General features: G+C 65.0%; 13 protein-coding genes. 5 read left to right on the forward strand and 8 right to left on the reverse strand.

Annotated features, from left to right (window positions below):
* Positions 1-184: 184 nt before the first annotated feature.
* From AC1DZP_RS22325 to AC1DZP_RS22340, 4 genes are read right to left on the reverse strand one after another with little or no spacing between them, the layout of a single operon-like run.
* On the reverse strand, positions 185-1,351 hold the full coding sequence (locus AC1DZP_RS22325) for an NAD(P)/FAD-dependent oxidoreductase (protein WP_477224739.1): 1,167 nt from the start codon (positions 1,349-1,351) through the stop codon (positions 185-187).
* A 40-nt stretch (positions 1,352-1,391) separates the two neighbouring features.
* Positions 1,392-2,990 carry an ATP-binding protein gene (locus AC1DZP_RS22330; protein WP_477305416.1) on the reverse strand — a complete coding sequence of 533 codons (1,599 nt, stop codon included), beginning with the start codon at positions 2,988-2,990 and terminating at the stop codon, positions 1,392-1,394.
* Positions 2,981-3,673, reverse strand: coding sequence for a response regulator (locus AC1DZP_RS22335; protein ID WP_477305418.1), 693 nt, complete (start codon positions 3,671-3,673; stop codon positions 2,981-2,983). The genes AC1DZP_RS22330 and AC1DZP_RS22335 overlap by 10 nt, the downstream gene beginning before the upstream one ends.
* 3 nt (positions 3,674-3,676) lie before the next feature.
* The gene (locus AC1DZP_RS22340) at positions 3,677-5,215 is read right to left on the reverse strand and encodes a DUF4153 domain-containing protein (protein WP_477305420.1); all 1,539 of its coding nucleotides are present in this window, start codon (positions 5,213-5,215) and stop codon (positions 3,677-3,679) included.
* A gap of 294 nt (positions 5,216-5,509) precedes the next feature.
* Here AC1DZP_RS22340 and AC1DZP_RS22345 point away from each other — a divergent pair, with 294 nt between their 5' ends.
* Together AC1DZP_RS22345 and AC1DZP_RS22350 are read left to right on the forward strand one after the other, a co-directional pair.
* Positions 5,510-6,400: an HpcH/HpaI aldolase/citrate lyase family protein gene (locus AC1DZP_RS22345; protein ID WP_477305422.1), complete on the forward strand. Its 891-nt coding sequence runs from the start codon at positions 5,510-5,512 to the stop codon at positions 6,398-6,400.
* 50 nt (positions 6,401-6,450) lie between these two features.
* Complete coding sequence (locus AC1DZP_RS22350; RefSeq protein ID WP_457153451.1) at positions 6,451-6,657, forward strand: DUF1737 domain-containing protein; 207 nt, start codon at positions 6,451-6,453, stop codon at positions 6,655-6,657.
* Between the two features lie 254 nt (positions 6,658-6,911).
* On the opposite strand, the gene AC1DZP_RS22355 is transcribed toward AC1DZP_RS22350, so the two are convergent.
* Positions 6,912-7,334, reverse strand: a complete 423-nt coding sequence (locus tag AC1DZP_RS22355; RefSeq protein ID WP_095084388.1) for a metallopeptidase family protein — start codon at positions 7,332-7,334, stop codon at positions 6,912-6,914.
* 183 nt (positions 7,335-7,517) lie between these two features.
* On the opposite strand from AC1DZP_RS22355, the gene AC1DZP_RS22360 reads away from it, so the two are divergent.
* From AC1DZP_RS22360 to AC1DZP_RS22370, 3 genes are read left to right on the forward strand one after another with little or no spacing between them, the layout of a single operon-like run.
* Positions 7,518-8,552, forward strand: a complete 1,035-nt coding sequence (locus AC1DZP_RS22360; RefSeq protein WP_477305424.1) for an ImuA family protein — start codon at positions 7,518-7,520, stop codon at positions 8,550-8,552.
* Positions 8,494-9,969 carry a DUF6504 family protein gene (locus AC1DZP_RS22365; protein ID WP_477305426.1) on the forward strand — a complete coding sequence of 492 codons (1,476 nt, stop codon included), beginning with the start codon at positions 8,494-8,496 and terminating at the stop codon, positions 9,967-9,969. The genes AC1DZP_RS22360 and AC1DZP_RS22365 overlap by 59 nt, the downstream gene beginning before the upstream one ends.
* On the forward strand, positions 9,966-13,313 hold the full coding sequence (locus tag AC1DZP_RS22370; protein ID WP_477305428.1) for an error-prone DNA polymerase: 3,348 nt from the start codon (positions 9,966-9,968) through the stop codon (positions 13,311-13,313). Before AC1DZP_RS22365 ends, AC1DZP_RS22370 begins: the two co-directional genes overlap by 4 nt.
* Before the next feature lie 45 nt (positions 13,314-13,358).
* Here AC1DZP_RS22370 and AC1DZP_RS22375 read toward each other — a convergent pair whose 3' ends face one another.
* The 3 genes from AC1DZP_RS22375 to trxA form a co-directional block, all read right to left on the reverse strand.
* Positions 13,359-13,601: a Trm112 family protein gene (locus tag AC1DZP_RS22375; RefSeq protein WP_095083950.1), complete on the reverse strand. Its 243-nt coding sequence runs from the start codon at positions 13,599-13,601 to the stop codon at positions 13,359-13,361.
* 115 nt (positions 13,602-13,716) lie between these two features.
* The gene (locus AC1DZP_RS22380; protein WP_095083949.1) at positions 13,717-14,388 is read right to left on the reverse strand and encodes an LON peptidase substrate-binding domain-containing protein; all 672 of its coding nucleotides are present in this window, start codon (positions 14,386-14,388) and stop codon (positions 13,717-13,719) included.
* Positions 14,389-14,550: 162 nt separating this feature from the next.
* The gene (gene trxA, locus AC1DZP_RS22385; RefSeq protein ID WP_477305430.1) at positions 14,551-15,552 is read right to left on the reverse strand and encodes a thioredoxin; all 1,002 of its coding nucleotides are present in this window, start codon (positions 15,550-15,552) and stop codon (positions 14,551-14,553) included.
* Positions 15,553-15,563 lie beyond the last annotated feature (11 nt).

The raw sequence follows: 15,563 nt of genomic DNA on the forward strand, positions 1-15,563 counted from the left end.
CCGGCCATCTCCCCCGCAAGGAGGGGGATTACACGCTCAATCGCTGTCACCAATCTCGAAACGTGACAGGGGTGACGCGGCGTCGAAGCTGTCGATCTCCCCACTTGCGGGGGAGATGGCCGGCAGGCCAGAGGGGGGTGGGCGGGAACTCGGCGGGAACGGCATGTTCCCAACGCCTAACACCTCAAATCACATTCAATTCCCTGAACGCCCGCCCTTCCGCAACCCGGCCATAGCCAAACGCCGAGCAATCCACCGTGCGGTAGCCGCCATGCACGATCAGCTCGGCCAGCGCCTTGCCGACGGCCGGCGCCTGCTGCAGGCCGTGGCCGGAAAAGCCGTTGGCGAACAGGAAATTCGTCACCTGCGGATGCGGGCCGATCACCGCGTTCTGGTCGAGCGTGTTGTAGTCGTAGTGGCCGGCCCAGGCGCGCGTCGGCTTGATCGCCTCGAAGGCCGGAATACGGGTCGCCAGCACCGGCCAGATGACCTCTTCGAACAGCGGCCAGTCGGGCTCGAAATCGGCGGGATCGGCCGGCCCGTCGCCCTCTTCCGGCTCGGCGCCGCCGGTGATGTAGACCGAGCCTTCCGGCCGCACATAGATGCCCGAGGGATCGACCAGCAGCGGCATGTCGGCATATTTCTCTCGCGCCTCGAAGACAAAGACATTGCGCTTGCGCGGCTCGACCGGCAGCGCCAGCCCCGCCATATCGGCCACCTTGCCCGCATTCGGCCCGGCGGCGTTGATGACGATGCCGGCTTCGACCGTCTCGCCATTGTCGAGGCTGACCCCGGTGACGCGATCGCCCTGCCGCTCGATGCCGGTGACATCGGCGGTGATGAAATCGATCTTCTTGCTGCGCAGGGCCTTACGAAACAGCATCAGCATCGCATGCGCATCGAACCAGCCTTCGCCAGTTCGACCATAGGCGCCTGCGGTGATACCTTCGGCCGACAGCCAGGCAAACCGGCGCACCAGCGCATCTGCGTCCTCAAGCACGATATCGGCGCCTTCGGCCATCTGCGCCTCGTGATTGGCTTTCAGGATCGGCAAGCCGTTCTCGCCGGCCAGGATGAGATAGCCGCCCTCGCGAAAGCCGATATCGGCGTCAGTGCCGAACTCTTCCTTCAGCCGCCGGAACAGTTTTAGGGTGAACTGCGACAGGCGAATGTTTTCCGGGATGGAGAACTGCTGGCGAATGGACGCGCAGGACAATGTCGTTGCCGCGTGCGCGAATTGCGGATCGCGCTCGATCAGCGCGATCGAACCGGAAAATCCTTCTTCGCGCAGATAATAAGCGATCGAGGAGCCGACGATGGCCCCGCCGATGATGACGATGTCGTAGCGCACGCTTTTATGCCCTTTCCGGTTCGAGCCGCTGATTGGGGAGTCACGCGGCAGGCAAAATAATCTCGAAGCGCGTGCCGCGTTCGGAGTCAACCAGCCGGATCATACCATCATGCGCTTTCAGGAGGGCCAGCACGATGCCGAGGCCCATGCCGGTGCCACCGGAATCGCGGCGCGTGGTGAAGAATGGTTCGAAGATGCGCGCCCGGTTGCTCGGCGAAATGCCGGCGCCGTCGTCGCTGACCAGGATGGTCGCCTTGCCGCCGGCACTCCCCGCCGTGACCGACACCTGCGTCGCGCCGTGCCTGGCCGAATTGTCGATGAGATTGGCAAGCACGATTGCCGCGTTCTCAGCCGATATGCGCAAACCGATCTCGCCGCCGGCCTTGACACGAACCGCCAGCCTGTTGTCTACAGGAAGCAGTGCCAGCGCTGCGCCGATCGAGGTACTTTCACCGCTCGGCGCCAGATTCTCGGCCCGCGCCAGGTCGAGCAGCCGGCGCACCAGCAGATTGAGCCGCCCCGCATCGGTGACGATGTTGTTGGAGAAGCGCTGCCGCTCGGCCTGGTCCATCGCCGAACCGGAATCGCGCAGCAGCTCGGCCGCACCCTGGATCGCCGTCAGCGGCGATTTGAGCTCATGCGAGACATGGGTGGCAAAGGTCTGGATCGAGTCCGATCGCGCCTGCAGCTTTTCCGCCATGTCGAGGAAGGCGGCGGAGAGCTCCGCCATTTCATAGGTGCCGTGGTGGTCGAGCGGCTTGATGGCCTGGCGGTCGCCGGCGGCGATGCGCTGGGTGCGGTCGATCAGCGCATAGATCGGCCGACTGACGGTGCGCAGGAAGACCAGGCCGATGAGCAGCGTGCCGCCGAGGATGGTGATTGCCGCCAGGGTCACCTTGCCGCGCTCGCCATAGAGATGCTTGACGATGTTGTTGGGCGTCCGCGACACATAGACCACGCCGGCGACCTTACCGTCTATGGCCACAGGCAGGGCGACAAAGACACGCACCTTGGTGCCTCGGCTGACCGAATAGAGCGGTGGCGCCGGCTGGTTGGGAATGCGCAGCCGCAGCGCACTGGCATAGCGGCCGGCAAGGGCCTCGCGCACCTCTTCAACCCTGTCAAGCGATTGCCCGACCTCGCCACGTCCGGCAATGACGACGCCGGTTGGGTCGAGCAGCCGGAAGCCGGCCAGCGTGGTTTTCTGCGTGGCATCGAGAACACCGGACAGGCGCGCGCCGATGGCGGCGAAGGCGGGATCGATAGTGGCAGGCATCGCCGCCGGCCGCGTCGGCAGCACGGTGTCGGAAGCGAGATCGAGCTGCGGCTCGATCGGCCTGTATAGCGGGTCAGGGACGCTTCGGCTCGCATCCCCGTTTGCCCGCGCCATCGGCGCGCCGAGTTTTTCCGGCGGGATGCCGGCGTCGCGCACGTCCTGCGCATAGATGGCGGCGATGGCGGCACCTTGCGCGATCAACTCGGCTTCGGTCTGGCGGATCAGTTGGTTCTCGTAGAGCCGAAAGAAGAACAGGCCCACCAGCGGCAAGGCCATCACCAGGATCAGGATGGCAACGACGACCGTGGCAAGGCGCGGCCGCCATTTGCGGCCGATCCATTTGCGAGAGGCCGTCAACCGCATCGGCCGAGCCGGAAGCCGACGCCGTGCACGGTCTCGATGGCATCCAGGCAACCCGCCGCCGCCAGCTTGGCGCGGATGTTGCGGATATGGCTGTCGACGGTGCGGCCGGCGACATGGATGTTGGCGGCATAGGCGTTTGCCATCACCGCGTCGCGGTCGAGCACATGCGTCGGTCGCGCCAAAAATCCTTTCAGGATCGAGAACTCGATCCCGGTCAGGGCAAGCGGTTTGCCATCGAAGCTGGCGGCGTGGCTGGCCGGCGCCAGAGCAAGCTTGCCATGCGCGAACTGCCTGTCGTCGGCCGGTTCGGGCGGCACCGGGCGGGCGCGCCGCAGGATGACGTTGACGCGGGCGACCAGCTCGCGCGGGCTGAACGGTTTTGTCACATAGTCGTCGCCGCCCATTTCGAGCCCGAGGATGCGGTCGATCTCCTCGTCGCGCGCGGACAGGAACAGCACCGGCACGTCGGATGTGTGCCGCAGCCGCCGGCAGACCTCCAACCCGTCCATCTCCGGCATGCCAATGTCGAGCACGACGAGATCCGGCGCGCGGCGTTCGATCTCCTGCAAGGCGGCGGCGCCGTCGGCCACCCCAAGCGTTTTCATGCCGGCCTTTTCCAGCGCGAAGCAGATCACCTCGCGGATATGCGGGTCATCGTCGGCAACGAGGATGTGATGCGGCATCGGTCAGCGGCCCGGCAAGGAAGGTTGCGAAGGCTGAGGAAGCACGAGCGACCCCTTGCTGTCGAGATAGCGAAGCAGGCGCCAGTCGCGAAAGCTCCAGGCCCGCCAGTTTTCCTGAATGGTGCGGTACCAGTCTTCGTCGCTGCCGCGCCGCCCTGCCAGTTCGCGGAAGACCGAATTGTTGGCGGTTCGACTCTGATGATCGAGGAAGCGATCCATTGCCGGAAACGCACCCGGGCCGAGCGAGCGCAGATACCAGGCGTCGAGGGAAATGCCCTGGCCGGTCATTTCGAGGGAGTGGTCGACATTGTAATTGGCGATCAGCGCGGCGAAATTGATGAAACAGCCGGCATAAAGCGTCAGAGATAACGTCAGAAGATTGGCGGACAACAGCCATTCATTGGATTTTCCGAGCGCTATGCGGGCGATGATCAGCGCAAGACCTGATGCCACCAGCCCCATCCAGGCGAAAGCCGCGATGCGCCAGTAGGTCAGCGCGTAGATGCCGACATAGAGATCGAGCCGCAGGATCGACGAGATGACCAGCATGATGTTCTGCGCCACCCAGGCATAGACCAGCCGGCGGATGAGCGGATCCCCCGATGTTTCGCTTCCCGGCCTGAGCGCCGCCAGCACGAAGCCGGCGGCAAGCAGCGCGGTGACGATCAAGGGATAGGCGCCGCGATGCGCGTAAGCCGCATAGCTCAGCCCATCGGGCAGCGCCACCCCGCCCCACAGATAGGTGGCGTCGAGCCCGGTCTGCAGCGCAAACAGGATGTTGAAGACAACAAGCGCGCGCAGGATGGCGGGTTTGCCGAACAGGATATCCTCGATGGTGATGGTTTTCTCAGCTTGAGTGCTGACCACCGCCGGCGTCGCGCGAGGGATGCGACGAACCCGACGCGGCAGGCGTGGCCGCAGAAAGGCCCAGACACAGACCAGCACGAACAGCCAGAAGGCAATCCGCGTGAGCTGGATGAGATCGAGCAGCTTCAGCAGGTCGATCAGCGACAGCCAGTAGTCGATGACCGGATTGGCGGCGCCGAACAGCGCCAGGAAGACGGCGCCCAGCGTCAGCGGCATGACCCAGACGGCGATCGCTGCCAGCCGGACGCGGCGCCGGCCGAAGCGACGCGCCGTCCTGCGCCAGCGGATGAAGTCGTTGGCGAACCGGAACGGCGCCGCCAGCCCGAACAGTGCGATCTGGCCGGCAATGCGAGCGATGCGATGGCGCAACCGACCGCTCAGCGAAAGCGCAAAGACGACCAGGGCCGCAAGCGCGATCGATACCGACAACGTGCTGACATTTTCAGCGAGCGGCAGCAGCACGACAAGCAGCGCGGTGGGCTTGATCCACAGCCTGCCGTCGCTGAAGGCGGCGGGATGCACGGCCACCACGGCGGCGGCAATCAGGATGGCGAACAGGAAAACCGTGATGCCGGCAGGCTGGCCGTAAAAGAGAAAATCCGCCAGCGCGACCAGCAGCACGGCAACACCGAAGCGGGCGCAATAGCTCGGCGCCGCGGAGAAGAATGCTGTCATGACCTGGCCCTCCTGACGGCTTCCAGCCGGATGGTCGGCGGGCACTTGCGGGCGAAAGGGATGAGGATCGCCACCGGATTCGCGCGCGGCGGATCGACCAGCCACCAGCCTTCGCTGCGCAGCCGGTAAGGAAGGGACCAACGGGGTTTTGCTCGGTTTTGCATGCCGCCTGTCTCGCAGGCTGGCAGGGAGACGGCGGGGCGGATCGGAGGAGGTTTTCCGCAGGCGTGTGCAGTTTTCGTGCAGGGCTGGAGACGACTTGCCTCGACCATCCACAGACGGCATAGATCAGCCATGGAAACCTATCACCCACGCCGCTCGGTGCTCTACATCCCGGCCTCCAACGACAAGGCGCTGGCCAAGATCGCGCAGCTTGCCTGCGATGCCGTCATCATCGACCTCGAAGATGGCGTCGCCCCGGCCGACAAGATCGCCGTGCGTGAAAAACTGGCCGGCATCTTCGCCAACCGCCCAGTTGCCAACCACCTTGGCCGCCGCTGCGAGATGGTGGTGCGCGTCAATGCGCTGGCCAGCGAATGGGGCGCCGACGACCTGCTGGCTGTCGCTAGCTGCGAGCCCGACGGCATCCTGTTGCCCAAGGTCGACACGCCGCGCGACCTGCTTGAGGCCGGCGATGTGCTCGACGACAATTTTGCTCCCGACAGCGTGAAACTGTGGGCGATGATCGAGACGCCCAAGGCGCTGCTCAACATCGGCGCCATTGCCGAACTTGGCCGCGATCCGGCTTCGCGTTTGGCTTGTTTCGTTGCCGGAACGAACGACCTGCTCAACGGCACCGGCGTGTCGGCGACTCCTGACCGGCGCTACCTCGTGCCGTGGCTGATGCAGATGGTGCTGGCCGCGCGCGCCGGCCGCCTCGACATTCTCGACGGCGTCTCCAACGATTTCCGCGACCTCGACGCCTTCGCCCATGAATGCACGGAAGCGGCGGCCATGGGGTTCGACGGCAAGAGCCTCATCCATCCGGCCCAGATCGAAGCGGCGAACCTGGCCTTCGCGCCGTCCACAAAAGCCGTGGCCGAGGCACGCCTGGTGAAGGATGCCTTTGCGCTTCCGGAAAATGCCGGCAAGGGCGTGATTGCGCTGAATGGAAAAATGGTCGAGAGGCTGCACCTGGCGCAAGCTGAAAAATTGCTGGCGAAGGCGGCGGCCATCGGCGCATGATACCAGCCTGATGCTCGCGGGCTTTGGGCACTCACGACAGGAATTGACGGATGAAACTCTACCGCTTTCTCACTGGCCCTGACGATGCCAGCTTCTGCCACAAGGTGACTGCGGCGCTGAACAAGGGCTGGCACCTGTTCGGCTCGCCGACCTATGCCTTCGACAAGGAGGCCAAGACGATGCGCTGCGGCCAGGCCGTGGTCAAGGATATCGACGGTCAGGAATATGGGCCGGATACCAAGCTGAGTGATTGGTAGGCTTGGCGATTGGTATACGGCTAGCCCCCACGCTGGCGGGACAGCGCCCCCCTCTGTCCTGTCGGACATCTCCCCCTCAAGGGGGGAGATCGGATGTCGTGGACGGCTTTCGCTAATTTTCAGCGTGGAAGAAAAGGAGCGGAGGTTGAAACTGCCAATCTCCCCACTTGAGGGGGAGATGGCCGGCAGGCCAGAAGGGGGCGCGAAGGAATGAGACGCCAGTTCCTTACCGCTGTGCGCAAGCCTCTGACGTTCTACTCAGCCGCCTCTTCGATCTTCTCCATATCATCGTCCGACAGGCCGAAATGGTGGCCGATCTCGTGGATCAGCACGTGGGTGACGATGTCGCCCAGCGTTTCCTCGTTTTCGGCCCAGTAGTCGAGGATGGCGCGGCGGTAGAGCGTGATACGGTTCGGGCCTTCGCCGGTCTGCGGATTCCAGCGCTCGGCGATGCCGCGTCCCTCGAACAGGCCGAGCAGGTCGAAGGGCGTTTCCAGCGACAGATCGTCCATGATCTCGTCGGTCGGGAACTCGGCGATCTGGATGACGATCTCGCCGGTCAGCTTGCGAAAATCCTCCGGCAGATGGGCGTAAGCCTCCAGTGCCAGGAACTCCATTTCCTCCATCGACGGCGAAAGTTCGTCGTGCCAGCTGCGGGTCTTGTAGATGCGGGCCATGCTGTGTCCTTTGATCCCGGCATATAGGCTTTCGCGCCGCAATCGGCAAATGGCGGGGGTGGCCCACGCCTCCGACAAGCCCCGGGCAGGAATAAATTCCCCATGACTCCGCTTGACTCTTCCAGCACCCTCTGGAATCTATAGGAACATAACAGGAACAATTGTGAGTGAAAGCTGACCGTCATGGCGATGACCGCCGTGGCGCGGGAGACTGTTTTTGCCCTGCGCCGCCAGATCGCGAAGATCGAGGGAACGCTGCCCGAGCGCCTGCAGGCGCCGGCCGCCGCGGCTCCCGATGTTCGCGTCGACGCCGGCCCCAGCATCGATGTGACGATTGTCCGCCGAGGCGTTGCCGCGGCGCTGCCGGATGCGTTCCTGTCCACCGGCGTCGAGCGGCTCGATGCCGCCCTGAGCGGCGGCCTGCCGAAAGCCGCCTTGAGCGAAATCCATGGCATTGAAACCCGCGATGCCGGAGCCGTCGCCGGCTTCGCTCTGTCGCTCGCAAGCCTGATCCTCAAGCAGACGCAAGGGTTGCCGGTGCTCTGGATCGGCACATCGGAGATTTTTCGCGAGGCCGGCTTTCCCTATGCCAGGGGGCTTCATGCCTCGTTCGGCATCGAACCCGAGCAATTGCTGTTTTCCGAGGCGCCAAAACTTGTCGATGCGCTGTGGGTCGCCGAGGAGGCCGCCCGGATGACGGCGCTCGCCGCCGTCATCCTCGAGATCCGCGGCAATCCGCAGCGGCTCGACCTGACCGCGACGCGCCGGCTGCATGCCCGGGCACAGAGTGCCGGCCGGCCGGTGTTCCTGCTGCGGCAGGCTGCCGAGCCCGAACCGACGGCCGCACCCGTTCGTCTCATCGTCGCGTCGGCACCGGCGGTGCCGCGCGACACCATCGTCGGGCCGCTCGCCGGCTCGATCGGCCGCCCGGCCTTCACCCTCACCATCGGCAAGAGCCGCACGGCCCTGCCTGGACAATTCACACTGGAGTGGAACCCCGATGAACGCGCATTCGATGAAAGATGGGGCGACGAAAGAAGGGGCGAGGAAAGAGCAAAGAATCCTGTCGCTGTGGTTTCCCTATCTCGCGGTCGAAAGGATCCTGCGGCAGCGTCTGGGGCGGTCCTGGCGTTCCCGGCCGTCGGATCACCTGCCGCTGGTGATCAGCCACCGCAAGGGCAACGCGCAGCGTATCTCGGCCCTCGACGAGCGGGCTGAGGCGCTGCACCTGAAGCGCGACATGGGCATCGCCGATGCGCGCGCCATGCATCCGTCGATCGACATCGTCGAGGCCGATCCGCAAGCCGATCGCCGCCTGCTCGAAGGCCTTGCCGACTGGTGCGACCGCTACACCCCGCTGGTGGCGCTGGACGCAACGGACGGCCTGTTTCTCGACGTCACCGGCTGCACCCATCTTTTCGGCGGCGAACGCGCCATGCTGGACGACATCCTGTCACGCTTCTTCCATCAGGGTTTCGATGTCCGCGCCGGGCTTGCCGCGACACCGGGCGCGGCCTGGGCGGCGGCACGCTTTGCCAGTGACCGCATCGTCGCAGGCGGCGAGGAGGAGGCGCTGCTCGCACCCTTGCCGCTGGCAGCCCTGCGCATCGAGCCCGCGACCCGCACCAGCCTGGAAAGCGTCGGCCTGCGCACGGCGGGCGCCGTCATGGCGGCACCGCGCGCGCCGCTTGCCCGCCGCTTCAGCGCCTCGCTGCTTTTGCGCCTCGACCAGGCGCTTGGCCGTCTCGACGAAGCGGTGTCGCCGCGCCTTCCCGTCGCGCCGCTTTCGGTCGAACGTCACCTCAGCGAGCCCGTCACCCTGACCGAGGACATCGAGCGGCTGGTGGGCATGCTGGCGGCGGCATTGAAGACCGACCTCGAGCGGCGTGGCGAGGGCGCCAGGATGCTGGCGCTGCTTTTGTTTCGCGTCGACGGCGCCGTCAGCCGCATCGCCATCGGCACCTCGCGGCCGATGCGCGAACCCCCGCTGATCCAGAAATTGTTCCATGAAAGGCTGGCCGCGCTCGAGCAGGATATCGATGCCGGCTATGGCTTCGATCTCGTCCGGCTCTCGGTGCTGTCGGCCGCCGCCTTCGACATGCAGCAGGCCGACCTTGCCGGCGAAGTGACCGATGACGGCGCCGACATCGCGCTGTTCGCCGACCGCATCCGCGCCCGGCTCGGAGAGGGCGCGGTCCTGCAACCGGTCACTGTGGAAAGCCATCTGCCGGAGCGCGCCATCGCCACGATCCCCTTCACCGAGGTCCCGCGCCGTACCACGCCGCCGAAGAAGCCGGACCGGATGCAGGCGCCGATGACCATCTTCCCGCCGGAACGGCCGATCCGGCTGTTCCGCTCGCCCGAGCCCATCGAGGTGCCGGCCACCGAAATGCCAGAGGGCCCGCCGCTGAACTTCCGCTGGCGGCGTGCGCTCTACAGGGTGACGCGTGCCGAGGGACCGGAACGTATCGCGGCGGAATGGTGGCGCGAGGCCGCGAGCGACGAGGTGGCATCGACACGCGACTATTTTCGCATCGAGGATGCCGACGGCCGCCGCTACTGGCTCTACCGGCAAGGCCTCTATGGCGGCTCCCAGGTGCCGCCGCGCTGGTTCCTGCATGGGGTCTTCGCATGAATGCGCTGACCGTCATTCCCTATGCCGAGTTCGGCATCCAGTCGAATTTCTCCTTCCTGCGCGGTGCCTCCAAGCCGGAGGAACTGGTGGTCGCCGCCAAGCTTTTCGGCTTTTCCGCGATCGGACTTGCCGACCGCAACACGGTCGCCGGCGTGGTGCGCGCCTGGCAGCAGGCCAAGGTCGAGACACTCTCCTACCATCCCGGCTGCCGGCTGGTTTTCGGTGACGGCACCCCCGACATTCTCGCCTATCCGCAGGACCGCAAGGGCTGGGGGCATCTCTGCCGCATGCTGACGCAAGCCAATCTGCGCGACGAGAACGAAAAGGGCGCCACTCTTCTCCAGCGCAGCGACTTGCTCGAATGGGGGGACCTGATGTCGCTGGCGGTCCTGCCCGATCTGACGGCAGGGGCGGAAGACAGTCTCGCCTTGCTTCGCCAGCTCAAGGATCGTTTCGGAGGAAATCTCCGTCTGGCCGTTTCGCCGGACTATGCGGGCAATGACCGTTTCCGGATCGAGCAGGCAGCGGCGTTTGCCGAAAATGCCGTCATCCCGCTGATGGCGACCAACGACGTTCTCTATCACACGACTGAGCGGCGCCCGCTGCAGGACGTGCTGACCGCGATCCGCCTCAACACGCCCGTCGCCGAGGTCGGGCTGCAGCTGGCCGCCAATGCCGAGCGCCATCTGAAGCCTCCGATGGAGATGGCGCGCCTGTTCCGCAGGCATCCGCAGGCGCTGGCCGAGACCTTGCGCTTTGCGCAGGAGCTGACCTTCTCGCTCAGCGACCTCCAGTACAACTACCCCGACGAGCCGACGGAGTCCGGTCTCGGGCCGCAGGCCGAGCTGGAACGGCTGGCGCGGGAGGGGGCGACCAATCGTTATCCGGCGGGGGTGCCTGCGTCCGTGACCACGCGCATAGAGGAAGAGCTCGCTCTGATCGAGCGGCTGAACTACGCCCGCTATTTCCTGACGGTCTACGACATCGTCAAGTTCGCGCGCGGCCAGGACATCCTCTGCCAGGGGCGCGGTTCGGCCGCCAATTCGATCGTCTGTTTCTGCATCGGCATCACCGAAGTCGGGCCGGACAGGATCGACACGCTGTTCGAGCGCTTCATTTCCGAGGAGAGGAACGAGCCGCCCGACATCGACGTCGACTTCGAGCATGAGAAACGCGAGACCGTCATCCAGTACATCTATACGAAATACAGCGCCAAGCGCACCGCACTCGCCGCCGCCGTCATCAGCTATCGCGGCCGCTCGGCCTTGCGCGAAGTGGCGAAGGCCATGGGCCTCTCGGAGGATGTCAGAAGCGCATTGTCGAGCACGATCTGGGGCTGGTCGACCTCCGAACTTGGCGAGAAGGAGGCGCACGCTGGCGGCATCAACCGCGCCGACCCGCTGGCAAGACTGGTGATTGAGCGCTCCAACGAGATCATGGGCTTTCCCCGCCATTTGTCGCAGCATGTCGGCGGCTTCGTCATCACCAGGGACCGGCTCGACGAGATCGTGCCCATCGTCAAGACGGCGATGGACGAGCGCAAGATGGTCGAATGGGACAAGGACGATCTCGACGCGGTGAAGATCCTGAAAGTGGATGTGCTGGCGCTCGGCATGCTGACCTGCCTGCAGCGTGCCTTCGCCCTGCTTAAGGATCACTATCCAAACGCGCGAGATAAATATGGCCAACCCTATGTGCTGGCCACCCTGCCGCCGGAGGATAAGCAGGTCTACGACATGATCTGCCGCGCCGACACGCTCGGCGTTTTCCAGATCGAATCCCGCGCCCAGATGTCGATGCTGCCGCGTCTCAAGCCAAGGGATTTCTATGACCTTGTCATCGAGGTGGCGATCGTGCGGCCGGGTCCGATCCAGGGCGACATGGTTCACCCTTACCTGCGCCGACGGCAAGGCAAGGAAAAGGCCGAGTATCAAAAGCCGGAGCTGGAGGCGATCCTCAGCAAGACACTTGGTGTGCCCCTGTTTCAGGAACAGGCCATGAAGATCGCCATCGTCGCGGGCGGTTTCAAGCCGGGGGAGGCCGACGAACTGCGCCGCGCCATGGCCACCTTCAAGCGCACCGGCACCATCGGCAATTACCGCCAGCGCATGATCGACGGCATGATTGGTAAGGGCTACACGAAGGACTTCGCCGAGCGCTGTTTCAAGCAGATCGAGGGTTTTGGCGAATACGGCTTTCCCGAAAGCCACGCCGCGTCCTTCGCCCTGCTCGTCTATGCCTCCTGCTGGTTCAAGACCTTCTACCCCGACGTGTTCTGCGCCGCGATCCTGAATTCGCAGCCGATGGGGTTTTACCAGCCGGCCCAGCTCGTCCGCGACGCGCGCGACCATGGCGTCGACATCCGCGACGTCGACGTCAATTTCTCGGTCTGGAACTCCACTCTGGAGAAAGCATCTTTCGATCCGGACCGCATCCTCCCACGCCATGCCGAAATGCGTGGTGTCATCAAGACAAATCATGCGCTGCGGCTCGGCTTCCGCCAGATCAAGGGCCTGTCGGAGGAGCGCATGGACGCTTTCGTCAAGCGGCGCGGTTCAGGCTACGAGTCGGTCCGGGATGTCTGGCTGCGCTCCGGCCTCGATGTCGACGAGATCGAAAAGCTGGCGCAGGCCGACGCCTTCCGTTCGCTTGGCCTTGATCGTCGTGAAGCCTTGTGGGCGGTGCGCGCGCTCGACGGCAAGAGTGCCGCCGAAAAACTGCCGCTGTTCGACCAGCCGGCGATCCGCCTGCGCGAGCTGGAGCCGGAGACGAAGCTGCCCAAAATGCCGCTCGGCGAGCATGTCATCCATGACTACCGTTCGCTCGGCCTGTCGCTGAAGGCGCATCCGGTTGCCTTCCTGCGCGAGCGGCTCGACCGGGCCGGCGTTACGCCCAATGCCGGATTGCCATCCGTGCGCGATGGCAGGCGTGTCTCGGTCGCCGGCCTCGTGCTGGTGCGGCAGCGCCCCGGCAAGGGCAACGCGATCTTCCTGACGCTGGAGGACGACAAGGCCGTCGCCAACATCATCATCTGGCAGAGAACCTTCGACCGCTACCGGCCCGTCATCATGGGCGCCAGGTTCGTCCGCGTCACCGGCAAATTGCAGTCGGAATCGGATGTCATCCATATCGTCGCTGAGAAGATCGAGGATTTGACCCCCTGGCTGACCGTGCTCCTGGAAAAGGTCAGCCAGGCCAACCTGACAGTTGCCGGCCCTGCGGAACACCCCGTCAGCGGCACGGATCGCGACCCTGCGCCACGCAACGCGGCGATCCGACCGGACCTCGCAACGCTGTCGGAAGAGGCGGAAAGTGTCATGCCCAAGGGACGCAATTTTCAGTAGCAGAGGGGGGCACTATCCCGCCAGCCGCGCCACTCTCGCCACCCCTCAAGACGGCCCACTCAAACGTGGCGGCGACAACACATCCTCCACGGACAGCGTCCGCGCTTCCGAAGGCAGCATGATCGGGATGCCGTCGCGCACCGGATAGGCGAGCTTGGCGACCCGGGAGACCAGTTCGCCGCGCTCCGGATCCCAGGTCAGCGGCCCCTTGGTCAGCGGGCAGGCCAGCAGCTCCAGCAGCTTGGGGTCGACATTGACCTTCTTCCCGTCACGCCCATCCGCCGCCATCGTGTCCTCTTCTCAAGTGTCGGGTCCGTGTCGGACCCAAGATGTGTCGAGAGCAAGGTCAGGCCGCCAACGCAGGAAATTTGTCGTTTGCAGGCCGGCAAAACATCGACACATCTCATTGCAAGCTCGAACCAAAATCCTCATTCTCGCGCGCCAGCGCCATTTCGGTGATGGCGATCAGCGTTTCGGCCCGTGTCTTCAGATCCGCCGCCTCGAGCAGCGCCTGTTTCTCGGCCGGCCCATAGGGCGCCATCATCGACAGCGCGTTGACCAGCATGGCGTTTTCGGCCCGGCTGACGCTCTCCCAGTCGGCTTCGAGGTCATTGGCCTGCAGATAGGCGCGAAACGCCTTGAGCAGCGATGGCCGGTCGATCTCGTTCGCCGCCTGGTCCTCGTCGAGATCGGCCAGGAAGGGCGCCAGCTTGCACTGGCGAAACGGCGTCTTGACCGTCAACTCGTGGGCGATGCGGAACCGGCAAACGCCCTGCAGCGAAATCAGATAGCGGCCGTCGCCGGTTTCAGAAAAGGCGATGATCCGCCCGGCGCAGCCGACATTGCAGAGCTCCGGCTCGCCGTCGTCGCGCAAGGCGCCGTCGAGGCTGGGCTGGATGATGCCGATGAGCCGCGAGCCGGCAATGGCCTCGTCCACCATCTGCAGGTAGCGCGGCTCGAAGACGTTGAGCGGCATGCGGCCTCCCGGCAGCAAAAGCGCACCCTCGAGCGGAAAGATCGGGATCGTCGACGGCAAATTCTTGGCGAGCCGGTAATGCGCGTTTCCCGCTTGCACCTCAATCCTCCGATCGCTTCCATAGGGAAGCGGGTGTTGCTTCTATGCATATCCCTTTCGCAGAGCCGGGGCCACTTTTGCGCGACATGCATTGGTCACTGATAATCTGGCGCGATGGCCGCCGGCCGCAAGCCTGCGCGACCAAAACAATCGCTAACCGGCTCAGGAAAACAGCAGCGACGACAATTTTCGGCGCGCCGCAAGCGTCGCCTCGTCGGTCATGCCCCAGGCCTCGAACAGTTGCAGCAATTGCGTCTTGGCGCCGTCCTCGTTCCAGGCGCGGTCGGCCTTGATGATGGCCAGCAGGTTGTCGGCCGCCGCCGTGCGATCGCCATTGGCATTCTGGATCATGGCCAGGTCGAAACGCGCCTGATGATCGCCGGGGTTCTCGGCCAGGCGCCGCTCGAACTCGGCCGGGTTGCCAAGCGCTGCCGCTTGCGCCGCCAGCGCCATCTTGGCGCGCAGGGCGGCCAGCGGTGGCGCATCCTTCTTGGCCTCGGGTGCCGTTGCCAGCAACGTTTCGGCGCCCTCGATGTCACCGGCCTCGAACAACAGGTCGCCCAGCCCGCCAATCGCCTCGACCGTCTCCGGCGCCTGCGCCAGGATGGCATCGTAGATATCGGCCGCCGTCTGCATGTCGCCGGCCTCGCGCGCCTCGGCTGCCGCGGCCAGGGCCTCGGCCACCGGCGGCGCACCATTGCCCTTGCCACCGACCTTGGTGATGAATTCGGCGATCTGGCTCTCCGGGATCGCGCCCATGAAGCCGTCGACTGGCTGGCCGTCCTTGAAGGCGATGACCGCCGGGATCGACTGGATGCCGAGCTGGCCAGCGATCGAGGGATGGTCGTCGATGTTCATCTTGACCAGCTTGACCCTGCCACCGGCGGCCTTGACGGCCTTCTCCAGCTGCGGCGTCAGCTGCTTGCACGGCCCGCACCAGGGTGCCCAGAAATCGACCAGCACCGGCTGGCGGCGCGATTCCTGGATGACGTCGGCGGCAAAGGCGGCGGTCGTCGTGTCCTTGACGACATCGGTGGCCCCTGGGGCGCCGGCCGGCGGCGCCTCGCCAAGCGCGGCTTTCGCGCGCGGAGCTTCGGTTCCACCATATTGCACGGTGGTGGAATATTGGCCGCCATGGCTGCCAAACGGATTGTTGTCGCTCATCTCTTTACCCT

Source organism: Mesorhizobium sp. P2_F8, assembly GCF_056403655.1.